At 43.8% G+C, this 23934-nt stretch carries 15 protein-coding genes; 9 read left to right on the top strand and 6 right to left on the bottom strand.

The window, feature by feature from the left end:
- Positions 1 to 59: 59 nt before the first annotated feature.
- From gatA to rpmB, 3 genes are all read right to left on the bottom strand, one after another.
- Positions 60 to 1517: an Asp-tRNA(Asn)/Glu-tRNA(Gln) amidotransferase subunit GatA gene (gene gatA, locus V202x_RS24745; RefSeq protein ID WP_145179473.1), complete on the bottom strand. Its 1458-nt coding sequence runs from the start codon at positions 1515 to 1517 to the stop codon at positions 60 to 62.
- A gap of 103 nt (positions 1518 to 1620) precedes the next feature.
- Entirely contained in the window at positions 1621 to 1911 is a 291-nt protein-coding gene (gene gatC, locus V202x_RS24740) for an Asp-tRNA(Asn)/Glu-tRNA(Gln) amidotransferase subunit GatC (protein ID WP_145179472.1), read from the bottom strand.
- A 30-nt stretch (positions 1912 to 1941) separates the two neighbouring features.
- Positions 1942 to 2202 (bottom strand): 50S ribosomal protein L28, encoded by a 261-nt coding sequence (gene rpmB, locus V202x_RS24735; RefSeq protein ID WP_145179471.1) that lies wholly within the window; start codon positions 2200 to 2202, stop codon positions 1942 to 1944.
- A 466-nt stretch (positions 2203 to 2668) separates the two neighbouring features.
- Between rpmB and V202x_RS24730 the strand changes: the two genes are divergently transcribed.
- The 3 genes from V202x_RS24730 (at position 2669) to solA (ending at position 5516) form a co-directional block, all read left to right on the top strand.
- Positions 2669 to 2944: a carbon storage regulator gene (locus V202x_RS24730; protein ID WP_144988288.1), complete on the top strand. Its 276-nt coding sequence runs from the start codon at positions 2669 to 2671 to the stop codon at positions 2942 to 2944.
- A 471-nt stretch (positions 2945 to 3415) separates the two neighbouring features.
- The gene (locus V202x_RS24725; protein WP_145179470.1) at positions 3416 to 4309 is read left to right on the top strand and encodes a hypothetical protein; all 894 of its coding nucleotides are present in this window, start codon (positions 3416 to 3418) and stop codon (positions 4307 to 4309) included.
- Between the two features lie 70 nt (positions 4310 to 4379).
- The gene (gene solA / locus V202x_RS24720; RefSeq protein WP_145179469.1) at positions 4380 to 5516 is read left to right on the top strand and encodes an N-methyl-L-tryptophan oxidase; all 1137 of its coding nucleotides are present in this window, start codon (positions 4380 to 4382) and stop codon (positions 5514 to 5516) included.
- 2 nt (positions 5517 to 5518) lie between these two features.
- Here solA and ribA read toward each other — a convergent pair whose 3' ends face one another.
- Positions 5519 to 6769 (bottom strand): GTP cyclohydrolase II, encoded by a 1251-nt coding sequence (gene ribA, locus V202x_RS24715; RefSeq protein ID WP_197993084.1) that lies wholly within the window; start codon positions 6767 to 6769, stop codon positions 5519 to 5521.
- A 653-nt stretch (positions 6770 to 7422) separates the two neighbouring features.
- On the opposite strand from ribA, the gene V202x_RS24710 reads away from it, so the two are divergent.
- The 6 genes from V202x_RS24710 (at position 7423) to V202x_RS24685 (ending at position 21308) form a co-directional block, all read left to right on the top strand.
- Positions 7423 to 9924, top strand: a complete 2502-nt coding sequence (locus tag V202x_RS24710) for a DUF1549 domain-containing protein (RefSeq protein WP_232098687.1) — start codon at positions 7423 to 7425, stop codon at positions 9922 to 9924.
- A gap of 196 nt (positions 9925 to 10120) precedes the next feature.
- The gene (locus V202x_RS24705; RefSeq protein WP_145179468.1) at positions 10121 to 12922 is read left to right on the top strand and encodes a hypothetical protein; all 2802 of its coding nucleotides are present in this window, start codon (positions 10121 to 10123) and stop codon (positions 12920 to 12922) included.
- Positions 12923 to 13012: 90 nt separating this feature from the next.
- Positions 13013 to 16309, top strand: coding sequence for a c-type cytochrome domain-containing protein (locus V202x_RS24700; protein ID WP_145179467.1), 3297 nt, complete (start codon positions 13013 to 13015; stop codon positions 16307 to 16309).
- A 189-nt stretch (positions 16310 to 16498) separates the two neighbouring features.
- Positions 16499 to 17779, top strand: a complete 1281-nt coding sequence (locus V202x_RS24695; protein WP_145179466.1) for a glucuronate isomerase — start codon at positions 16499 to 16501, stop codon at positions 17777 to 17779.
- Positions 17780 to 17893: 114 nt separating this feature from the next.
- A complete protein-coding gene (locus V202x_RS24690) occupies positions 17894 to 19573 on the top strand; it encodes a SpoIIE family protein phosphatase (RefSeq protein WP_145179465.1) in 1680 nt (559 codons plus the stop codon).
- 40 nt (positions 19574 to 19613) lie between these two features.
- Entirely contained in the window at positions 19614 to 21308 is a 1695-nt protein-coding gene (locus V202x_RS24685; RefSeq protein WP_145179464.1) for a SpoIIE family protein phosphatase, read from the top strand.
- Positions 21309 to 21374: 66 nt separating this feature from the next.
- On the opposite strand, the gene V202x_RS24680 is transcribed toward V202x_RS24685, so the two are convergent.
- Both V202x_RS24680 and V202x_RS24675 read right to left on the bottom strand, forming a co-directional pair.
- Positions 21375 to 21698, bottom strand: a complete 324-nt coding sequence (locus tag V202x_RS24680) for a hypothetical protein (protein WP_144988272.1) — start codon at positions 21696 to 21698, stop codon at positions 21375 to 21377.
- 375 nt (positions 21699 to 22073) lie between these two features.
- Entirely contained in the window at positions 22074 to 23894 is a 1821-nt protein-coding gene (locus V202x_RS24675) for a DUF3352 domain-containing protein (RefSeq protein ID WP_197993083.1), read from the bottom strand.
- Positions 23895 to 23934: the final 40 nt, after the last annotated feature.

Below are 23934 nucleotides of genomic sequence, written 5' to 3'. Positions count from 1 at the left end.
TTCAATGTTCTAGATTCAGTTAAAAGTAATTTCGTAATGAGAAATATCGTCCATTTATTTTATTCTGGATGCTTCAAGTGCCATTCTGTTTCCCGCTCAAACATGCGGGCGGCACGTAAGAGTCTTTCTTCTTCCAGTGGAGGTGCCAATAATTGTAAGCCGATCGGCAATTTATTTTCACTGAAGCCGGCAGGAATTGAGATTCCTGGGATACCAGAAAGATTAGCGCTGGTTGTAAAGATGTCAGCCAGATACATTGCCAGCGGATCATCTACATGTTCACCGATAGCAAAAGCGGGAGTGGGTGTTACCGGCGAAGCGATGATATCAACTGATTGAAACGCCTGCTCAAAATCATTTCGAATCAATCGCCTGACCTTCAATGCTTTGAGGTAATAGGCATCGTAGTAACCGGATGAGAGTGAATAAGTCCCCAGCATAATACGGCGTTTGACTTCATCACCAAATGCTTCCCCGCGGCTTGCAGCATACATATCAATCATATTTTCAAAATGATCAGCACGATAACCGTAATGCACGCCATCGTAACGGGCAAGATTACTGGAGGCTTCGGAAGGAGCGATAATGTAATAAGTGGCAACACAATATTTAGCGTGCGGCAACTTAATTGGGACCAGTTCTGCTCCCAAAGATTTATAAACATCCAGTGCACGAAGAGTCGCTTCTCTGACTTCGTCGTGAAGCCCTTCTTCTTGTAGGTGTTCGACATATCCGACTTTGAGATTTTCGAGTGGTTGTTCTAACTCCGATGTAAATTCAGGAACTGCTGCATCAAGACTTGTAGTATCACGGTGGTCTTTACCTGCGATAATTTCCATCACTAGTGCGGCATCGGTGACATCTCTGGCAAAAGGGCCGATTTGATCGAGAGAACTGGCAAAAGCAATTAATCCATAACGAGAAACGCGGCCATAAGTAGGCTTCAAACCAACAACGCCACAAAAGCTGGCTGGTTGACGAATAGATCCACCTGTATCACTGCCTAATGCCAGCGGCGCAAAACCAGCGGCTACCGCTGCTGCTGAGCCTCCACTTGAACCACCGGCGGCGTGGGCAGTATTCCAGGGGTTGGTTGTGGTCTTGAACGCTGAATTTTCGGTTGACGAACCCATGGCAAATTCATCCTGATTGGTTTTGCCAATCAAGACCGCGTCAGCCGCTTTCAGCCTTTCAACAATATGGGCATCATAAGGCGGAACGAAATTCTCCAGCATTCTACTGGCGCAAGTAGTGTTCACGCCTTCGGTACAGATATTGTCTTTGAGTGCAACGGGGATGCCTGCCAGCTTTCCCAGCGGCTTTCCCGCTGTTCGTTTTTGATCGACTTCTCGCGCTTTCTCTAATGCAGATTCCTGCTGGACAGAGAGAAAGGCGTTGATGTTGTTGTCTCGGTGGGCGATTTCATTCAAACAGGCAGAAGTGATTTCTTCACTGCTGATTTCACCTGAACTCATTTTCGCAAGCAATTTACTTGCGGTCATTGACATGTTGGACATGGAATGTCGAGTCTCCCTTTTAGTTTTAAAGGCCCGACTTGTGATCAAGCCGGGCCTTGGAATTTTTTGCTTTCAGGTAAGCAATTGTTTAAACGCCGGACAACTAGAGAATTGCGGGAACGAGGAAGTAATTTCCATCCGTTTGAGGCGCATTAGAGAGCGCTTTGTCTCGTGGCAGGCTTTCCTGCAGTTGATCATTGCGAAAGATATTGGAAATCTCAATCGCGTGAGCCATGGGTTCGATGGATTTGGTATCCAACTCGTTTAGCATGTCGATATACTTCAACACGGACTCCATCTGTTTCCCCAGAGTATGAACTTCCGTCTCGGAGAGTTTTAGTCGGGAAAGTGAAGCAACTTTAAGTACATCATCCTCTGAGAGTTGAGTGCTCATCGTTTGTTCTATTTTAGAGCGAGACTAATACTATTTAGTTGGTAGCGTAAACGGTTTTCTAGCGACGGCTTTGGTAACTCTACCAGATCGAATGCATTGGGTACAAACACGTAGTGTTTGAACGCTGCCTCCAACTTGAACACGGATTTTTTGCAAGTTCGGCTTGAAAACTCGTTTGGAAATACCCGTTGTCTGACGACCGTTACCGCCTAGGTATTTGTATTTACCACGTTGACGAACTCGATTACCGACTACAGGAGTCTTGCCACAGGAATCACACTTTTGACCCATTTGTAAACTCTTTGACTATCTAGTGGGTTCTAAAAAACTCAGCGCTTGCTGAGACTACTTGACGTAAGATGATCGCAGTTTTGAAGCTCGATCCTTTAAAGGAACCCAATAGTATATTTGCCCAGTCCCATAATGCAACCGAAGCCGCACCCTTATCGTTTCCTACCCTTGGAAAAGATAAAAATCATGTCCTGAGAATATTACCCAATTGAAAATTGTACTATTGGGAACAGATTATTGAAAAAAGGACTGTGGTTTGAACGAAATACAAAACTAATGAAAAAGTCTTAAGTGATTTCTGATAAATATCTTAAGGGAAATATGTCTGTGCAGAAATTGGATTGGCACACTAATCGCATTAAGTATTTGCAGATGACCAACAGATTGCTTGTGGACAGGCAATTTTGGACAAAAGTAAACTAATTATGCATCTGGGCTAGGATCGAATGATAAAGGAGTAGTGATCATGCTGGTTTTGACACGGAAGTTGACTGAGGAAATCCGAATTGGAGATGAAATTCTGGTGAAAGTGATTCGTACAGGAAAAGGCTCCATCAAAATTGGCGTTGATGCTCCAGATCACCTCCGCGTTGTTAGAGGTGAATTATTCGAGGAAGAACTAGAGGCAGAAAGTAAACCAGTGCATAAGAGCCGGGAGGATAATCGGGACGGCGATTCTCTTCCCGGCTCAACGTCGATCGGAGTACTTTCCGTTGCAGAAGCAGCCCGGTTAGTTTGTTAAATACACGAAGAGTAGATAACCGCTGCTGACGATCTATCTGCCCAGGGGGGATTTCCAAATCATTTCGGTTTGGAAATGGACAGATTAAAGCTGGGAAGCGCGATTTGCCTTCCCGGCAGCGAGTAAAGAAAGGAGTTTGACGGAAACAGATACTGTAACAACAAGCGCGGCTTGTATGGGTTGTAATCGTGAAGTGGCAAGCCGTGCGATGCTGTTCCAGATCTTTTAACAGAAAATGATCATCCTTTGATGGTTTTCTGTCATGTCATTAATTACCGGGTGTTCAAATTTGATGGTCAGTGTGTATGTGGGGTAGGTTGACTGTCTTTTTCCGAACACCCGGTAATTTTTTATCATATACCCTTGGATTAAATCCAGCTGTGATAGTAATTCGAATAAAACCTTGATCATACAGAGTAATCTGGTCAAGATAGAGATTCGTGTTGGTCAATCATTTCGAGGAGATTCAAGGTGAAGCGTGTTCTTTTTTTGCTCGTGTCGTTACTTATTCCGGCTTTCATACATGCAAAAGAATATCGTGTTACTATTCCACCTGATGCATTGAAGCTACCCAAGGCATATACCAAATATGTAAGTGCGAGTGGTTATCCGGTTGTTGCTTTTGACCAAGTGAACGATTATGCCTTGAAAGAAGCAGCCTGGCTTATTGATATCATGCTTGCCCATCGGCCAGATATCCGTAAAGCAATGATTGAAAGCGGCTCACGATTTATTGTGATTCCCTGTAATGCTTTTACAACCGACATTCCGGAGTATGCACACCTTAAACCTAAGGATTATTGGGACGTACGTGCGCGGGGCTTGGGAGGGTCAGCTACAGATCCCGTTTGTTCATGTGGAGAAGAAAATTTGCTTGCATTTCCCGGTGACCCGTATGCAGCGGAATGCATCTTAATTCATGAGTTTGCACATAACATTCATTTAAGAGGTCTGAATCAGATTGATCCGACGTTTGATGAGCGACTAGAAAAAGTATATCAACAAGCGATGAAAGCAGGTTTATGGAAAGGAAAATATCCTTCGGTGAACCGGATGGAATATTTTGCGGAAGGCGTACAATCCTGGTTCAATAATAATCGCGAAAATGATTTGGACCATAATCATGTCAATACGCGAGAAGAATTAGTTGCCTATGATCCAGATTTGGCTGCTTTATGCAAAGAGGTTTTTGGCGAGACAAAGTTGGTTTACAGTAAACCTCTGCTAAGACTCAAGAATCACTTACAAGGGTATGATCCTGTGAAGGCCAAGCATTTTAAATGGCCAGAACGTTTGAAAGCAGCCCAGAAAAAAATCATCGAAGATGCAAAAAAACGAAATCAACAATCTCAAACGTCAAATTAAGATTCGAATTTGTTTGAGCCAAATCATCTTTGTGCGTGTTGATACAATTAGGAAAGAGTAAGCTTGTTTCATGACGATTCATGTTGACTATCTGGTTCTGGGCTTAGGTGGTATGGGCAGTAGTGCGTTATATCATCTCGCACGACGCGGCTTGAATGTGCTGGGTATTGAGCAGTTCGGAGTGGCCCATGATCGTGGAAGCTCTCATGGTGAGACGCGCATCATTCGCAAGGCTTATTTCGAGCATCCCAATTATATTCCTTTGCTTGAGCGTGCATACGAATTGTGGCGTGAACTGGAGCAGGCCTCGGGAAAATTGCTTTTCAATCCCTGCGGCTTAATGGTAGCGGGCCCACCCGATGGTCAAGTGATTCGAGGTGTGTACGAGGCTGCCCGATTATATGATGTCGCCGTTGAGAAAGTTTCTTCAGAAGATGCTGTCGAGCGTTTTCCAGGATTTCAAATCCCCCATGATTTTGAAGTCACCTATGAATCCGAAGCTGGACTACTGTATGTGGAAGAATGTGTGCGTACTCATATTGAGTGTGCGATAGAGCAGGGCGCTCAGGTTTGTCTCGATGAGAAAATACACTCCGTTTCAATTCATGATGACTCGATTGAAGTGACGACTGACGTTCAAGAATATTCTGCTTCCGCTGTGATCGTGACGGCAGGAGCGTGGAGTAGTACCTATCTGCAGGATCTGAATTTGCCACTCGAAGTAGTGCGAAAGCTTCTGTTTTGGAATCCGGTTAAACAACCAGTTTATGATTTAGATGCGGGAAGGGGAGGTTTCTTTTTTGATATGCCTTATGGCGAGTTCTATGGCTTTCCTTCCCTTGATGGGGAGACTCTCAAGCTGGCTGAACACACTGGAGGAGAAACGGTTGTTGATCCAGGGAACTTGAATCGAGACTTACTGGAGACGGACATGCATTCCATTTCGCGTTTTATCAGCGAAGTTATGTCTGAGTTAGAATCAATGCCAACAAGGCATGGAACGTGTATGTATACGAGGACTCCCGATGGTCACTTCATCATTGATCGTCACGCACTTAATCACCGGGTTGTGTATGGAGCCGGTTTTTCAGGACACGGATTCAAGTTTGCTTCAGTGATCGGAGAAATACTGGCCGATTTAGTAACGCAAGGTACGACCAAGCACCCGATCAATTTTCTCTCAGCGAGCCGTTTCTCTTCTGCGTGAATTCAATCAGCGGGAGTGGTCGGCAGAATGTGTCCCATCTTATCGCGTTTGGTCTGCAGATAGAACTCACGGTCTTTATGAGGTGGCGCTACGATCGGTACTTGTTCTACAACTTCCAAATCGAAGCCTGTGTAAACGTCTGAGTCTGTTTTTTTGGGGTTATTGGTCAGCAAACGTACTTTGGTAAGTCCCAGATCTTTTAAGATCTGGACTCCCACGGTGAAGTCTCGGCTATCCGCTTTGAATCCTAACTGAAGATTTGCTTCTACTGTATCGAGACCCTCATCTTGCAGTACGTATGCTTTGAGTTTGGGAATCAATCCAATACCGCGTCCCTCCTGCGGGAGATAAACAACGGCTCCCGCTTTCTCTTGGCAGATTGCCTCCATTGCCATATGCAATTGATCTCCACAATCACAGCGCAAAGAATCGAGCAAGTCACCTGTAAAACATGAAGAATGCATTCGGACCAGAGGAGCTTCAGTTGCTGAAAGATTACCCCAGACTAATGCCACAGGTTGTTGACTCTCATGTTCCACCGAATAACCAATTACTTGAACTGTGCCATACTTTTTTGTTTTGATAGGGACTTCTACTTCACGGTGCACCAGTTTTTCACTAATGTATCGATGCCGAATAACCTCGGCTGTCGAAATAATGGGAATATCAAACTGATCAGAAATTTCTCGGAGTTCGTCGGCGTCAGCCATTCCGAATCCTTTCTGACTGAGAATTTCGATGAGCACACCTACAGGCTTTAGCCCGGCCATTTGTAGTAAGTCACCTGTGGCTTCTGTATGACCAGCGCGACGAAGTATACCACCCTGCTTGGCAAGTAACGGGTGAATATGACCGGGGCGGACAAAATCGGATGCTTGGGAATGTTCGTCACTCAAAGCGCGAATTGTGAGAGCTCTAAACTCTGCACTCACGCCGCTTCCACTATCTTTATGATCGACGGGGATGAGAAACTGTGTCTGGTTAGGAGCCGTATTTTCATCAGGTCCTACTATGGGATTTAGTTGCAGGCGTTCGGCGACTTCCTCGGGAAGAGAGACACACAATTCTCCACTACCATAACGTAAGAGGAATTGCACAATCTGTGGTGTGATCGATTCAGCGGCGACGATAAAATCACCTTCATTTTCTCGCTCAGTGGAATCGGTCACAATAACCGGTTTGCCTGCTCGTAGTTGTTCAAAGACAAGTTGAATATTGGGAATTTGAGGACTGGAATTTTCTGAGTCAGACATGTGATTGTTTTGGAGCCACCTGGAAAGTTAGTAAGAAAGTTGATTCTCAAAATTTACTCAACGAGAAAGCCCTGAGGCAGAATCTGTGCTAACTTTTATTCTATAGAAGAGATATTTACTGGCAATCAAAGAAATCCTGTTTTTGAAAGAACTGACTGATTCCAGTGAGATTTATTGGCAAAGAACACTGTTTTAAGGTGGTTAATACATTTTAATTATTGTACGAGTTTTGCGAGTGAATCGGCTTTTGACAGTTGTACTAATCACAATTGAATCAAATGGCAATGTGTAGCGAATCATGAGTGTGGCAATTGAATGTGTTCAAAATAACAGTTTCTTTCGCAAGTGCTTGGTTAAAAGATTGACAATTCAATAAACTTTGATACATTGAATAAATAGGAAAAGTCCATTCAGTAATGGGCTTGGCCAAGTCCGCAAAACTTAACCAACTGGTCTGAACTGGTTGGTAAGCTTACCTAAAAAAACTTTCCTTATAAACCAACCAGATTACTAACGTTTTCAGATTTAAACCCATATTTTGAAAAGGTCTGCTCGTAGTCGCACAAAATAGTTTGTTGACAGGCCTGAAGCTAAAAATAAAACCAGTTGCACAGGAGTGATTAAGTATGGATTTCCGATTCAAGGGCTCTCGGATGCCACAGATCCTTATGCTATGTGGAGTGATGTTTCTTATCTCTGGTTTCGGTGCAACGAATGTGTTGGGGGCGCCGGCTGCCAATGTGCCTGCGGACTTTAAGGAAATCCAGATTGGACCTCATCCGGGTGAGAAAGAATTGCTTTTGTTAAGAGGCCCCGATTCACGCCAGCAAGTTTTTGTGACTGGAGTTTTGGCGAGCGGTAAATTGCAGGACTTGACTCGCAATGTGACTTATGCAATTACGAATCAGAATATTGCTACGATTTCAAGCGATGGTTATATCACACCACATAATGATGGCCAGACTCAACTCACTGTCACTGCAAAAAATGGTAAGAAGGCATCGATTCCTATCTCAGTCCAGGGAATCGCATCACCCGAGGCGATCAATTTCAAGAATCAAGTAGTTCCTATATTTACCAAGCTGACTTGTAATAGCGGTGGGTGTCACGGAAAAGCCAGCGGACAGAACGGTTTTAAATTATCACTGCTTGGATTTTATCCTGAAGATGATTATGAGTTTCTTGTCAAAGAAGGCCGGGGGCGTCGGTTGTTTCCTACGTCGCCCGCAGAAAGTCTCCTTTTGATGAAAGGGACCGGCGTTACTCCACACGGTGGTGGAAAATTGATCAAATCCGATTCCTATGAGTATCGTTTGCTTTATCGTTGGATAGAGCAGGGGATGCCTTATGGGAGTGATCAGGATCGCACAGTTGCCTCAATTGAATGTTTTCCTCAGTCAAGAACAATGGGGCAGGAAGCCGAACAGCAGATCTCAGTCATTGCCACTTATTCAGATGGTTCTACGGAAGACGTCACTCGGATGGCTCTTTTCGAAGCCAACGACACTGAGATGGCGGAAGTCAATAAAACCGGTTTGGTTAAAACTTTAAACTTATCTGGTGAGGTTGCCATAATGGCCCGTTATCAAGGGCAGGTGTCTACCTTCCGGGCGACGATTCCTCTGGGGGTCACGATTGCGAATCTCCCTAAATCGCGTAATCTGATTGATGAAGCTGTTTTCAATAAGTTGAAGGTTTTAGGAATTCCTCCTTCACCTGTATCCGATGATGCTACGTTCATGCGGAGAGTCTATATCGATATTACAGGTTCGACACCCACTGAAGACGAAGTAAAAGTGTTCCTGGCAGATAAAGATCCTGTGAAACGGGACAAACTGATTGATCGTTTGATCGACAGTCCCGCTTACGCGGACTATTTTGCCAATAAATGGAATATGGTTTTACGTAACAAAAAACTTCAACCGATTGATATCGCAGGTACGAATGCTTTTTATAAATGGATTTGGAATAGTCTCTATGAGAATAAGCCATACAATGAATTCGTAGGCGAAATTCTTTCTGCATCGGGAGAATATCGACAGAATCCTGCGGTGGTCTGGTATCGTGAAGTCAATACCGTCGAAGAACAAGTGGAAGACACAGCCCAACTATTCCTAGGGCTTCGTATTCAATGTGCTCGTTGTCACCATCATCCCTTTGAGAAGTGGAGCCAGAATGATTATTACGGACTCGCTGCTTTCTTCAGTCGTGTGGGGACGAAAGATCCCAGCTCTGGACCCATTGGTACAAGAGGTTTTCGTGATAAGCGAATTTTCCATAAAGAAGGTACTGCAACTGCAAAGAATATTCGTTCGGGAGAAAATCTAAAACCAACGGCTCTGGGAATGGAACCTTTTGAATTAAGCCCAGAACGTGATCCTCGTGTGGCACTTGTGCAGTGGTTGTCTCGAACGGATAACCCGTTCTTTGCCAAAGCGCTGGTTAATCGTTACTGGAAACATTTCTTTGGTCGAGGAATTGTTGAACCCGAAGACGATATGCGGGCGACTAATCCTCCCGCTAATCCGGAACTTCTGGACGGTCTATCAAAACATTTTGTCGAAAGTGGATTCGACTTAAAGGAACTCGTGCGTGCGATTTGTCGTTCCAATGCCTATCAACTGAGTTCATTGCCCAATGAGCACAACTTGAAAGATAAACAAAATTTCTCACGCTATTATCCCAAGCGACTCACTGCAGAAGTTTTGTATGATGTCTTTCATCAAGTCACGAATTCGACACAACGTTTTTCCGGACTGCCTGCGGAAGCGAAAGCGATTCAAATTACAGATGCGACTTCAGCACCTTATTTTTTGAAAGTCTTTGGACAACCTCAGGCGGATACGGCTTGTGAGTGCGAGCGTTCACAAAGTGCCAACCTTGCTCAGAGTTTACATTTGCTGAACAGTAAGGAAGTACAGGATAAGATCACGAATGGATCCAGCCGCGCTGCAACTCTCGCTAAAGATACCAAGCGGTCAAATGAAGAGAAAATTCAGGAGCTTTATCGTTGGGTGTATTCCCGTGCTCCTCAAGAGCAGGAAATGAAGTTCGCGCTTTCGTACATCGAAAAGCATAAAGCGAAACCACAAATTGCTTATGAGGATATTATATGGGCTCTGATTAATACTAAAGAATTCTTGTTTAATCACTAATTTCGATATTTGATAAACTCTTTGAAATTCAAGCTGACAGCTATTTTAGGTTTAGACAATGGCTGTCGGCTTTTTTACAATAAACTAAAGATAGCCTGCGATTTTCGTTTCTTTTATAAGAGAAAAAGAGATTGTTGGCGATCTCCTCCCATGATTCCTCCCAGAAACTTCCATCCAGAAAATTGGTAGCATTACTATGACGCAAACGCAATTTTTTGACCGACGTCGTTTTTTTGCGAAGGTTGTCTGCTTTTTCGTTGCAGGAGTGAGTTCCCTCTTCCTGTCGAATTCTCAGATGCTTTGGGCACAGTTACCGCAGACAATTGTGTATGCAGTCTCTCCATCGGGAGGCCAAAAAGGACAAACCTTTGAATTAAAGGTTACCAATGGAAAAGATCTGGAAAAACTCGATTCACTGTGGTTCAGTCACGCCGGAATTACCGCCGTACCTAAAATGCAAGAGAGTAATGGCAAAAAGACTCCAGTGCTGAATACATTCCTGGTAACCATTGGTAAAGATGTCCCTGCCGGAGTTTATGATATCAGAGCACATGGTTTATATGGACTCAGCAATCCTCGTTCGTTTGTTGTCAGCGATATAAAGGAACAAGCAGAGGTTGAGCCGAATAACCAATTAAATCAGGCAACCCCAATGGAATTAAATTCGGTTGTGAATGCAGCTTTGCAGGGAGCAACTGATATTGATTACTTTTCTTTTACTGGTAAGAAGGGCGAGAAGGTTTCTATCGACTGTCGTGCAGCGCGAATTGATTCACCCATGGTTGCGATTGTCGAGGTCTATGGTCCTGATCAAAGACGTCTTGCCAGTGAACGCGACACGTTTCGTAGTGACCCGTATGTCAATCTTACACTTCCTCTGGACGGAACATATCAGGTTAAAGTTTATGATCTGACTTACTCTGGCGGCGCGCAACATATTTATCGCTTGAGTGTCCACAAAAAACCTCATATTGAATTCATCATTCCACCCTCCGGAACTCCGGGGACTACTTCGAACTATACTTTGTACGGTTATAATCTGCCGGGAGGTAAAGTCTCGAATTTAAGCATTGGCAAAGAGTCACTTCAGGAAGTGCAGGTTCAAATTGCACTACCTGCTAAACCAAAAACATTACAAATGGGGGAGCAGGGTTTTTCTTATGAAGTCAGTTCTGATGGCTTTCCTTACGTTTGGGAAACACCCGCAGGAAGTTCGAATCCTGTAACTATTTTCTATGCGGAAGGCAAAATTGTTCAAGATGAACAGAACATCGAAGAAAAATTGGCCTTACCAGGAGAATTTGTCGGTCAATTTGAAGCAAAGAATGACGTTGACATGTTTCGCTTTACAGGAAAAGCGAAAGAAAAATACTCGATTGAAGTCTATGGGCAGAGAAACGGAATGGTCATGGACCCTGTGATTGTTGTCGATCAGGTTATTAAAGACAAAGAAGGAAAAGAAACGTTCAAACGATTAGCTTCTGTGGGGGCAACGAGTGTCTTTCCTGACCTTGGTGGCAAATTATTTGATACACGAAGTGATGACCCGTATTACATTTTGACTGCTCCCGCTGATGGTGAATACCGTGTTACTATTCGTGACCTGCAGTTTGAAACGCGAGGCAATCCACAAATGGTTTACCGCGCTATTGTTCGACAACCAAAGCCCGATTATCGACTTGTTGCATTACCCTTGTATCCTCAGGCCGTGAATACAGGAGGAGGACCTGCTGCAATTGCTCTGCGTAAGGGAGATTGTTTCAAGATTTCTGTCATGGCCCTTAGACAGGATGGGTTTAATGAAACAATAGATCTATCAGTGAAAGGTTTACCACCAGGTGTATCTTGCAAAGCGGCCAGCATCGGTGCTGGCAAGAATAATACAGAAATGATTATCCAGGCGGATGAAACCGCAAAAAAATGGTCAGGTCAGATTGAAATCGTAGGTCATGCTGCAGGAGCAGATGCTAAGAAGCTGGAACGAGTTGCACGTGCTGCCACTGTATTGCGTCCTGTTGCAAATAATGTTCGTGCAGAGTCGCGTATTGCACGTTCCCTGGGACTTTCAGTAATTGATGAGGTGGCTCCCTATCAAGTCGTAGCCGATGTGAAAGAGGTAAATGTGAATCAGGGCAGACAAATTCTGGTTCCCGTCAAAGTCGTGAAGCGGACTGGCTTCGATAACGCTGTTGCCTTGGCCTGGAATGGTATTCCCAAAAACAGCAATATCACGATCCAGAATAAAACAATTGCTAAAGGGAAGCAGGACGAATTGTTTCAGATCTTCGTCAAAAATAATGCGAAGCCTGGTGTGTATACCACTTATTTACAATCAACAGTTGATGTCTCATACCGCCGCAATCCAGGTCAAGTAGATGAGGCGAAGAAAGAACAGGCTGAATTTACTAAGCGATTGACTGAAGCCCAGGCAGTTCTTGCCGCTGCAACAAAAACACGCGATGCACTTACCAAAGCGAAAGGTAAAACTCCTGAGCAAATGAAAGCAGAACAGGCTAAAGCCGCGCAGGAAGTGAAAGCAGCCACAGATCGTGTGAAAGCAGCTGATGCTGCTAAAAAAGCAGCTGATAAACGAGTCACCGCCGCGGAAAAGGCAGCCGCTCCTAAGAAAATCAAGGTATATGCCCCTTCGACTCCTTTAGTTATTCGTGTCAATCCGGCACCGGTTACTTTGGCTCTCAGTGTTCCCGGTGGTGGAGCATTGAAAAAAGGAGCGACCATCGATGTAAAAGCGACTGTTAAACGCATTAACGGATTCAAAGGACCAGTCGAATTGACATTGCCACTTCCTCCCGGAGTAAAGGGAGTCACTGCGGGCACTGCTCAAATCCCTGCGGACAAGACAGAAGTAACGTTTCCAATTAAAGCGAGTGCTGAAGCCACTGAAGGTGACCTTGCCAACTTGGTTGTCCAGGCAAAAGCTGACTTTCAAGGAAAAGCATTAGTTGATGCACCTATTAAGTTAAAAGTCACAAAGTAGTTTTAAATCAATCAGATTAAATTATTTCAAATAAAAAACAGTTGATCGTTTATCTCAACTGTCCAAACAGTGATAAAAGAGGGACAAGTTATGTGGAACCGGTTTACAAATTTATGTGTCATGTTAGCTATCGTCCTCGTGGTGGGGCGCTTTTCAGTGGCTGAAGAGAAACCGATTCAACCTGCGAAAGTGGAGTTGGGGCGCCCTGTCAGCTTCGAGAAGGATGTATTTCCGATCCTCGATGCCAACTGTATTGCCTGTCATAACGTTGCCAAAAAGGAAGGCGCGCTTGTTCTGGAAAACGTAAAGGATTTGCTCAAAGGAGGAGACAGCGGGGCTTCTGTTGTACCCGGTAAGCCGGATGAAAGTTATCTCTATCAAGTAGCGTCCCGCACAGAAGAAAGCTTCATGCCTCCTCTGCCAAATAAGGTAGGTGCAAAAGCTCTTACTCCTCAGCAGGTTGGTATCCTGCGTCAGTGGATTCTTGAAGGAGCCAAATCCAGTGGAAAGTCAACTGATGCGGGTATTGTCTGGCAGTCATTACCACCTGGTTTGAATTCAATTTATAGTACAGCACTTTCTCCCTGGGCACGTTATGCTGCGGTCGGACGCGCGAATCGGATTGCCATCTATGACCTTGCTACAGGAATAGAAGCAGCGAATTTAAATGATCCTGCTTTAGTGAAATTAAAAAAGGGAAGCAAACCATTTTACCCACAAGGAGCCGCACATCGTGATTTTGTTCATTCGCTGGCGTTTAATTCCGATGGTAACATGCTGGCCTCTGGCGGTTATCGAGTTGTGAAACTTTGGAAAAAATCATTAGGAGCGGTTGTAAAAAAAATGGACCTGCCTGCGGCGATTACCGGTTTGGCATTAAACGCAGATCGGAGTGTGTTGGCTGTGGCAACCGCCGATAACAGCGCCTCTCTCTGGAAATTGCCTGAAGGACAGAAACTCGTTGAGTTGAAAGGACATGGCGGTGAAATCAAAGGTTTGGCTTTTACGCCAGATCGTACGAAAATAGTCACATCATCTGCTGATCAAAGTCTGCGTGTTTGGAATGCCGCAGATGGCAAGCAAATTTCTACAATGAAAACTCCTGCGATCATCAACACATTGACAGTCAGTAAAGATGGTATACAGGTGATTGCTGGTGGAGTCAACAATATTATTTATGTCTGGTCGCTGGTGATTCCTGTACCGAAAGCAGGAGAAAAAGCACCAGAAATTCCTGCTGCTTTATTTGAACTCAAAGGACACGCTAAACCAGTCACTTCATTAAAGCTAGTCATGCCAGCCGGCGTACAATTGGTTTCAGGTAGTGAAGATAACACCGTTCGTATTTGGGATTTGAAAGGCAAAAAGCAAATCAGATCGATTAATCATGGAGCTCCCGTGAGTGATCTTGATGTCAGCCCGGATGCTAAGAATTTAGTATCGGTTTCTGTAAATGGAACCGGGAAAATCTGGCAGTTAAGTAACGGTAAAATGCTCAAAGAGTTCCGAGGTGATTTGAGTAAAGAGCGTCAAATGATTCTAGCAACAGAAGCTCAGACAGTCGCGAAGCAAAAGGTTGCTTTGGGTGATGCAGCAGTGAAAGCCGCTGACAAGAATGTGAAAGACCGTGAAGCGGAATTGAAAAAACGAAATGAAGAATTAGCGGCAGCGAAAAAGGCGTTACCAGAAGCACAGAAGAAGGTTACGGATTATGCCCCTAAAGTGAAAGCAGCTAAGGATGAACAGTTAAAACTGTTAGCAGATCATAAGAAGAAAGGCGAAGATGCTGTCAAAGCAGCAAATGCACAAAAAGTGGCGGCCGATAAAGCAGTAGCAGATGCTGATGCAAAACTAAAGCAGGTGAACCAGGCAAATCAGACTGCTATAACCACTGTAGAAAAAGAAGTCGCTGTTGCTAAAAAAGCATTGGATGTTGCTAATGCGGTCAAGCCTGATCCTGCTGATAAAGCTGCCGTACAAAAGAAAAAAGACGCTGTCGCAAAAGCTAAGGCGACATTTGATGCCACTCAGAAAAAATTAGCAGCAGCCAAACTGAAAAAAACAAATGACGAAAAGCAGGCGGCAAAGGCTGTTAATTCTGCAAAACAAGCAGTCACAAAAGCAATTGCTGCTGTGACGGCTGCGACTAAGCTTGCTGCCAGTAAGCCAAATACCAAAGCCGTCGATAAGAAGGTTACAGATACGGAAGCGGAAGCAAAAAAACTGGCTGATGCTGCCGCAGCTGCCGCAAAAAAGATTACGTCTGCTGAGCGGTCCGTGAAGGTTGCTGGTACAACGTTGACAAAAATCAAAGGCCAATTTGCAGAGCGTACCAAAGAGAAAACTGCTTTGGATGCAACGGCCAAACAAATGGATGCTGCATTAGCAGAAGTAAAAAAGCAAGCGACCGTTTTATATCCAATAAAGTCAGTCGCCTTTTCAGAAGATGGTAAGCAAATCGTGACTGGTGATGACAGCCAGAAAGTACGCATCTGGGATGTCACCACTGGTAAGGAACTGGACACACTGTCTGGCCATACCGCTGCAGTATCTGCCGTAGCGTATACATCAAAAACGACAGTCGTTTCAGGTAGTACTGATAAAACAGTATTAGTTCAAAGTATCCAACCTGTATGGTCTCTGATGGCTCAATTAGGGACCGACCCTAAAGATCCAACCAAAGTTGGGAACTCACCGATTTCCAATCGGGCACTTTGTTTGAGTTTCAGTCCAGATGGAAAGCTACTTGCTGTAGGTGGGGGAGACCCTTCTCGGAGTGGAGAAATCATCTTGTGGGATGTGGCTACTGGAAAAGTTGTACGAACATTTGAAAACGCTCATAGTGATACCGTTTTGGGAATACGTTTTTCTCCTACAGGAAAATCATTGCTGAGTGGTGCGGCTGACAAATTTGTTAAAATCTTCGATGTCGCAACAGGTAAGTTTGTTAAGTCATTTGAAGGCCATACACACCATGTTCTAGATGTAGCCTGGAAAGCAGATGAATCGACGATTGTCAGTTCAGGTGCAGATAATGTGATCAAAGTCTGGAATATCGAAACTGGCGAACAAAAACGTACTATTAAAGGTTATTCTAAGCAGGTAACATCCATTTCCTTCATTGGGCTGGGCGCTAATGTTGTCAGTGGGGGAGGCGACAAAACTGTTCGTCTGCATTTGACTACCAACGGCTCCAATTATCGTAACTTGGGTGGTTCAACAGATTATGTTTATAGTGTTGCTGCCAGTCGAGATGAAGCGACCGTGATTGCTGGAGGAGAAGATGGGGTTTTAAGAGTCTGGGATGCAAAAACAGGTAAGCTACGTAACAGCTTTAATCCACCCCCAGTTCCTTCACAAAATCAACAGGCCAAAGTGGGAAAATAATTCTTTCATACATTTAGTTAATCAAGCAATATTTAGCGACTCTGTGGCATTTGACGCAGAGTCGCTTTTTTATGCATTTTGGTTACTGAAATTTATGGGAATTCACCACCTGATTGCACTGTTACGGCTGACTGATTATATTCGCTGAATACTTGATTATTGTCTGAAATTAGCAGGAACCATCTCATTATGTCTGAACAGTTAAATAAACGTATTTTTGATGAATTAGAGAGTCTCGTTCTGATTGACCCTCATACACATATCAATCCCCACTCTGCCGCTTCAACAACATTAGCAGATATAATGGGGTACCATTACTACACGGAGTTAGCACACTCTGCGGGACTCGCCAAAGAATCAATCGAAGAGCCTGGTATTGATCCCAAAGAAAAAGTAGGGCGGTTGGTCACTCAGTTGGGTGATCTGGATAATACGATACAACTCAGCTGGTTGATGGATATCTGTAGCGAATTTTTTGATTTCCAAGACGAGACAATTACAGAATCCAATTGGGAGTATCTCTATGACACAGCTGCCGAGAAAATGGCACAACCAGACTGGGAGCAACAAGTTTTAAAACAGAGTGGTCTCGAACGGGTCTTTTTAACAAATGATTTCGACGACCCTCTGGAAGGTTTCGATACCAAGCTTTACATCCCTTGTCTGAGAACGGATGATCTTGTCTTTCACCTTACAAAAAATGAAACGCGGGAACGTCTTGGGAAAGCGACTCAGGTGGATGTTGGGTGTGCTAGCACGCTGCGAGAAGCCATTGGCGAATTATTTGAACATTTCACCTCAAACGGTGCGCGGGCTTGTGCGATTTCGTTACCACCAGATTTTTCTCCTGTTTCAGTAACTGCCGATCAAGTTGACTCTACCGTGCGCTCACTTTTTGCAGGTGATGACTTAAATTCTGAAGAGTCTAAACTGGTTAGTCAATTTGTATTCTGGACACTGGCAGAATATTGCGGAGTATATAGATTACCATTTGATTTGATGATTGGGGTCAATAGACGGGTTTATGAAGCAGGAGTTTACCAGGGACAGGATTTATATGACAAACGCACATCGCTGATACAATATAAGGAGCTGTTCAACGCGTTTCCGAAAGTTACATTCCCTGTTTCTGTGTTAACAAGTACCAGCAATCAGGAACTGGTTAGTTATAGCTGGATCTTTCCAAATGTTGTCATCAATGGTCATTGGTGGTATTCGAATACGCCTGCATTTATTACGTTTGATTGTAAAAGTCGTTTGGAAGCAGTACCGAAAACAAAACTGATTGGTTATTACAGTGATATGTACAAATTGGAATTTGCTTTACCTAAATTTCGCATGTATCGTCGTGTATTAGCAAATGTTTTAGCCACGGACTTTGTAATTAACCGAAATTGGTCTGAACAGCGCGCTATTGAACTCGGTAAACTGGTTTTGCGGGGAAATGTTGAAACAATTTTCAGCTGTTAAAGTAGGCGATTCGAGTTTCTGAAGCGATTGCATCTGGAACTTGAGCACTATAAAATATTTTTCATATCCAGTTTTAATCATATCTTTAAACAAATTCTAATAAGGGTTTTCTATATGGCTACCCTGGTCATGCTGCAAGCCGGTCAAGCAGTGTCTTATTCGCTTTCCGGAGAGCAAACAGTACTAGGCAGGCACCCAGAATGCCAGATCCAACTCGATTCGAATATGGTTTCTCGCCGTCATGCACAAGTCATAGGGGAGGGAGATCAGTTTTTCGTCGAAGACCTGGGAAGTGGAAACGGGACCTTTGTCAACGGCAAAAAAATTGAAGGTCGAACCCAATTAGAGCATGAAGATCGTTTGAAGGTCGGTCCGATTCTATTTCGATTCGAGACTGATCAAGTAAATGAATCAAAGCAGTCATCGATCGGATCTGTGCTTGACTCTGGTTTTGATATCGGATTTTCTACTGACGAGGACAGTGGTGCGGCAACCATAATGGGGGCTATTTCTGGAGCTGGAGGTTTTGGTGGACTCGATGTACGTCCAGAAGCCAAATTAAAAGCGATGATTGAAATCAGTCGTAGCCTTGCGGGAACAGTTGATCTGGAGAAGCTGTTACCCCAAATTCTAACGACATTGTTCAATATTTTTCCCGCTGCAGACCGTGGTTGCATTCTACTTAAAGAGGAATCAAATGGTGAAATGGTTCCTAGAGCATTTAAACATCGTCGTGAGGGGGAAGACGCGACTGTCAAATTAAGCCGAACTATTATCAATAAGGTTCTTGAGGAAAAGTCCGGTATTTTATCGGCCGATGCGGCAAGCGACTCTCAGTTCGATGCCAGTGAATCCATTTCAAATTTATCGATCCGTTCCATGATGTGTGTCCCCATGATGGGGCTTGCAGAAGAGCCGATTGGCATTATTAATATCGATACTCAAAATCCACTGAAACAATTCCAGGAAGAAGATTTGGATCTTTTGATGTCGGTTGCCGGTCAGGCAGCGCTTTCGTATGAAAGTGCGCGACTGATGTCTTCTTTCATGGAAAAACAGAAACAAGACAATGAGATGAACATAGCGCGCGGCGTTCAACAGGGACTTCTTCCAAGTTCCGTTCCTACTGTGGAAGGTTACGAGTTTTTTGCTTCATATCATTCTGCACAGGCTGTCGGGGGAGACTACTATGACATTTTTGAGCTGCCTGATGACAAGATTGGGCTTTCGTTCGGAGATGTTGCAGGAAAGGGGGTTCCAGGGGCGATGATCATGGCTCGTATCTCAAGCTGTGTACAAAATACGATGCGATTTGTACATGAAGTCGGTCCTGCGGTCGAAGCGATTAACGACCATATGTGTGATAGTGCAGTCGAAGGACGTTTTGTGACGTATGTACTTGTCATACTGGATACCAGAAATCATCGACTTTCTCTTGTGAATGCAGGGCATATGTCTCCCATGATTTTAAAACCTGATGGGATAATCGATGAATTTCCAGAAGAGAGCATTGGTGTGCCAATTGGTGTAATGGAAGGATTTCCTTACAAAGTTGTAGAACGTGATTTGGCACCAGGTGAGATTGTGATCCTGTTTACCGATGGTGTTGATGAAGCGATGAATCCGGAAGGTGAATTGTATACGTTGGACCGCATGCGTGACTTTATTAAAGCCAATCGTGATAAAAATGCTGCTGAATTAGGACAAGCTTTGTTGGCAGATGTCAGGCGTCATGCTAATGGGCGTCCTCAGAATGACGATATTACCATAATGACATTCGGGCGTGTTTCCTGAATAATGACGTTTTCGTTACTTACAACCTGATGGCGATCGCATGTCTGCCAGTCTGTTTTTGCAAAATAATGGCAACTCTTCCAGATTGGAAATCAAGGGAGGACGGGTTACATTAGGACGACATCCTGATTGTGAAGTTTGTCTTAAGTCAAACACGGTTTCACGTCATCATGCGCGTATTACAGTTGATCTGAACCAGCAGTATCTCTTGGAAGATCTAGGCAGTGGCAATGGGACTTTTGTAAATGATGTGCTTGTTAAAGGCCCGGTTATTCTGCAATCAGGCGATCAAATTTCAATAGGTCCCTTTCTATTAGAATTTTCAGGGGATGCTGATTTTGAAAACGGTCAGCATGAAGGTCTGCTTACCTCTTATGGTTTGATTCCTTCGCTGAAAACGGTTTCTTTCAGGCCGCCTGACATTGATAAATCCACAATTCTAAGAGCAACAGATACAAACGGAGACATCAATCAGTACCAGATTAAACCCGAAATTAAATTAAAGGCGATTTTGGAAATCAGTCGCACAATCGCTTCTGCTTCTGATTTGGATTCCATGGCGGAGAAGGTTCTGGAAGGTCTATTTCGAATTTTTCCCGCTGCTGATCGTGGATGTATTTTATTAAGGGATCCCGAAAATCAGCGTTTTATGCCCAAAGCGATTCGCCATCGGCGGGATGATGACCAGGAAGCATTGCAGTTGAGTCGGACAGTCCTCAAGGCGGTAACCGATAATAAAACGGGTGTACTTTCCGCAGACGCTGCCAATGATGAACGATTTGAACATAGTGAGTCTCTCTCTACTTTAACCATTCGTTCAATTTTATGTGCACCGATGTTAGGCCGCGATGGAACTGTGATCGGTATTATTAACCTGGATACTCAAGTTGCCGGTCAGATGTTTTCGGACGATGATTTAGAACTCTTAATGGTCATTGCCGGTCAGACGGCACTTTCGTATGAGAGTGCCCGTTTAATGATCTCGCATGTTGAAAAACAACGTTATGATAATGAAATGGAAATTGCTGCTCGTGTACAGAAGGGTTTGTTGCCAGCCAAAATTCCTGAAGTCGCAGGTTATGATTTTTTTGTATCCTATGAAGCAGCCCGTGCAGTGGGAGGTGATTATTACGATTTTATTCAGACCGATGATGATCTGATCTGGTTTGCTCTGGGAGACGTTGCCGGTAAGGGAGTTCCGGCTTCGCTTGTGATGTCTCGGGTATGTAGTGCTGTGCGCAGCACAGTTGAGTTTGTGACTGATGTGACTGATGCGGTTCATCGGATTAATCATCATATCGACGAAGCAGCACACGATGGTCGGTTTATCACATTTATTCTAGGACAGATTCAACTTACACAGAACGAAATTTCCTTTGTCAACGCCGGCCACCTGGATCCTTTACTGTTTGATGCGAATGGCTCTTTAAGAGAGTTGACGGCAGAGAGTCCGAGTGTTCCTTTGGGAGTGATGGAAGATTATGAATATAAGACTCTACAGCATCAGTTAAAGCCCGGAGAACGATTGATTCTATTTACTGATGGTATTACCGAAGCCATGAATGAGGAACGTGAGCAATTTGGAATCGAGCGGTTGAAGTCAGCCATTTGTGAATCAAAGGCAGGGGCAAGTGAGTTGGGGACCCAGATCTTAAACGCTGTCAAAAAATTTGTTGGTAAAAGTGAGCAATATGACGATCTCTCATTAGTCATTATTGGGCGCGATCCGGCATAATAAAAAAAGTGAGGCACGGTTAAACCGTGCCTCACTGAATATCTTAGAATCGGAATTTTGCTAATTTTAGAGTGAAATATCAGTAGGTTCTGCGACTCTACGATAGCCCATGCTGTGTAGTACTTCCAGAACTTCACTCCAGGTTGGGAATTGACGACCACTGCGTCTTTTGTAGTCGTCCATTGCTTTCATAAAGTCGATTTCTTGGTCACTATAGTCGCGTTCGCAGGTTGTGGGATCAATCTGGCGTCTTCGCTCTGTTTTACGTCGATCTACCACATCAACGTCTTCATGCTTCTCATGGATTTCTTCTTTGGATTTCGAAGCTCTTCTACTGACGAGACGACGATCAACGACCAATTCTTTTGGGGCAGTAAGTTGTTTTACCATATTTACGTGAAACCTTATTCGAGGGGGCTGGTTGTACCTGAATCAATTTGTATTCGGATGAACTACGAAAAAACAAGATAAAACAGATAGCAAAGCATTCGTTTGCAATCATCATCCCTGAATATCTGATTTTAATATCACAGTCCATTTGTGGAAAAACGATCCACGAAGCCAAATTTTTTCTGGCCAAGTTAAGAATGTGGAGCTAACTTACTCTATTATTCCCGTCAGAATCGGGTTTGGGTGATTTGTTTAAAATAATTAACACTGATAAAGAAAATCGACATTGCCGATTGAGTAGTTATCCCGATTATTCCAATTATCAGGCGGAATTTCATTCGGTATGTTCAGAATTGTGTACAGAAGTGAGAAATCTTAATTTGTGGTATCAAGTGAGCCTAAGCCGATGATAACCCGAACTTGCGATTTTTGGAGACCGGCTGCGAAGAAGATGCCATCGAACGATTCGAGTATGCTTTTCAGTCCGGAAAGTTTTTGCTGACCTTTCTGGAGGTCTCCCCCCTGTCCCTTGGCAAGCTGTTTTGCGAGAAAGTCAGAATTTTCATCGATGAATGTTCTAATTGATGTAATATTGAGAAAACAAAGCTGATTTTCTTCTTGAAAAAAAGTTTCTTTCCATGTTTGGAAGAGCGGAAGTGCCGCCAAGCTTTCCTCCGATTTTAATGTGAAGAACTCTTTGATGAGTTCAGGAGAACTGGCAAAGACAATCTGTTGTCCATTTATTCCGTATGCCGGTTGATAAAGTCCAAGTCCTTCAATCCACCGCATTTCGTAGAGATCATGATTTTCAATTCTGAGAATGGAAGGTGGAGTATCATTTTTTAGTTTTGCGTTATGATCTGTAATCATGCTGTTCATCAGATAGTGAACTACATTTTCCAGAGCGATTTGATATTGGGGCTTGCTGGCCTTATTTGTTTCTTGGTCTGGAGATGAAAGCTCTAAGGCAACGAGCCCATCAAAGGCGATCGCGTCAAAGGAAAGCTCATCCCGAGGAATGGAATAAAACAGGAAGTTTGGTCCTAGAGTTTTGGAGAGCTCCGTCACAGGATCTAAACCCGATAATAGACCGATACTGACTGCATGAATTTTTTGCCATTTTTCGGGGTGCTTGTCAGCATAAAAATCGATGATTTTTTGTGCCAGTAAATGTACGTTAAGCTGACCTGAGACCACCGCCAATGCATTTTTCGGAATCTGAGAGAAGTTGTTGGATATTTCTGGAGGAATTCGTAGGATATCAAGCAAGGGTAGGTTGATTGCTTCGGAGTCAAACAGAATAACTGCTTCAAGAGCCACTGTGTTTTGGAGATGAAGTCCAACAGTGAATCCTCCCGTTTTCTTCCACCAGTTAAAGACACCCCTCTCGACATCATTTTTGGGTGTTTGGATATGTTCATCCCAGATACGTGGGTTCAAGAAAACAGAGCCTGCGATATTTTTAGACAAAACAGATTGGGCGCGTTGGTAAATTTTTAAATTAAATAAGCTGGCTTGATTTTTAAGAGGCTGCTTTTTCGAGTTCTGATTGACGTACAGATCGATGGCTGATTGCAAGACTTTCTCATTTTCTGAGATAACAAGTGTCTCTTCAAGGAAGGCATAGTAGGCCTGAGGTGAAGATTTTTCAGCAGAAGATGTCTGATGACTGGCTACGTAATAGGGGATGTTCTGGTATGAATCTGAAGTCAAGCTGACTTCTATTTTATCAGACCAGTTTTCAAAAAGACTTTGAACGTTAACGGGGTCTTTGACACTCGTTAAAAAAAGAAATGAAGGATTCTGTTGAGGACCATTATTAAAGATTGCCAGGCCGACCGATTGACCAAATATTTTGTTGAGCAAAGGTAGTAGAGGTTGTTGTGTTATGGATTCAATATCGTTCAATCCCTGTTTGAGGTTTTTCACATCCGGACTTTTTAACCATGATTGAAAGACATGAGATTCCTGAAAACGTGTGACGAGAGGAGAAGCAAGAAATTGTTTCACATGAGAATTAAGATCAGTAGCTTCGATAAAGATTCCCGCCTTGTCGTCTACCAACTGACTTAATGGGGCTGATGCTACTACTGACGAAGCACTTATGGATACATATATCGCAAATACAAAAGCGAGTGAAATTAGTATTCGGAAGTGTCTCGCCAGATTTCGTTGGAATGAATGCAGCTGTTTCATGTGTTTTCTATCCGTTGCATTGTCAGCGATTCTTAAACAT

It is taken from the genome of Gimesia aquarii (assembly GCF_007748175.1).
Taxonomy (GTDB): domain Bacteria; phylum Planctomycetota; class Planctomycetia; order Planctomycetales; family Planctomycetaceae; genus Gimesia; species Gimesia aquarii_A.
The sequence above is the reverse complement of the archived record's forward strand: the minus strand, read 5'-3'. Positions and strand labels throughout refer to the sequence as shown.

What these genes read in the sequence shown, in the direction of transcription:
- gatA (WP_145179473.1), bottom strand. Translation starts at nt 1,517, where the DNA reads ATGTCCAACATGTCAATGACCGCAAGTAAATTGCTTGCGAAAATGAGT.
- gatC (WP_145179472.1), bottom strand. Translation starts at nt 1,911, where the DNA reads ATGAGCACTCAACTCTCAGAGGATGATGTACTTAAAGTTGCTTCACTT.
- rpmB (WP_145179471.1), bottom strand. Translation starts at nt 2,202, where the DNA reads ATGGGTCAAAAGTGTGATTCCTGTGGCAAGACTCCTGTAGTCGGTAAT.
- V202x_RS24730 (WP_144988288.1), top strand. Translation starts at nt 2,669, where the DNA reads ATGCTGGTTTTGACACGGAAGTTGACTGAGGAAATCCGAATTGGAGAT.
- solA (WP_145179469.1), top strand. Translation starts at nt 4,380, where the DNA reads ATGACGATTCATGTTGACTATCTGGTTCTGGGCTTAGGTGGTATGGGC.
- ribA (WP_197993084.1), bottom strand. Translation starts at nt 6,769, where the DNA reads ATGTCTGACTCAGAAAATTCCAGTCCTCAAATTCCCAATATTCAACTT.
- V202x_RS24710 (WP_232098687.1), top strand. Translation starts at nt 7,423, where the DNA reads ATGCCACAGATCCTTATGCTATGTGGAGTGATGTTTCTTATCTCTGGT.
- V202x_RS24705 (WP_145179468.1), top strand. Translation starts at nt 10,121, where the DNA reads ATGACGCAAACGCAATTTTTTGACCGACGTCGTTTTTTTGCGAAGGTT.
- V202x_RS24700 (WP_145179467.1), top strand. Translation starts at nt 13,013, where the DNA reads ATGTGGAACCGGTTTACAAATTTATGTGTCATGTTAGCTATCGTCCTC.
- V202x_RS24695 (WP_145179466.1), top strand. Translation starts at nt 16,499, where the DNA reads ATGTCTGAACAGTTAAATAAACGTATTTTTGATGAATTAGAGAGTCTC.
- V202x_RS24690 (WP_145179465.1), top strand. Translation starts at nt 17,894, where the DNA reads ATGGCTACCCTGGTCATGCTGCAAGCCGGTCAAGCAGTGTCTTATTCG.
- V202x_RS24685 (WP_145179464.1), top strand. Translation starts at nt 19,614, where the DNA reads ATGTCTGCCAGTCTGTTTTTGCAAAATAATGGCAACTCTTCCAGATTG.
- V202x_RS24680 (WP_144988272.1), bottom strand. Translation starts at nt 21,698, where the DNA reads ATGGTAAAACAACTTACTGCCCCAAAAGAATTGGTCGTTGATCGTCGT.
- V202x_RS24675 (WP_197993083.1), bottom strand. Translation starts at nt 23,894, where the DNA reads ATGAAACAGCTGCATTCATTCCAACGAAATCTGGCGAGACACTTCCGA.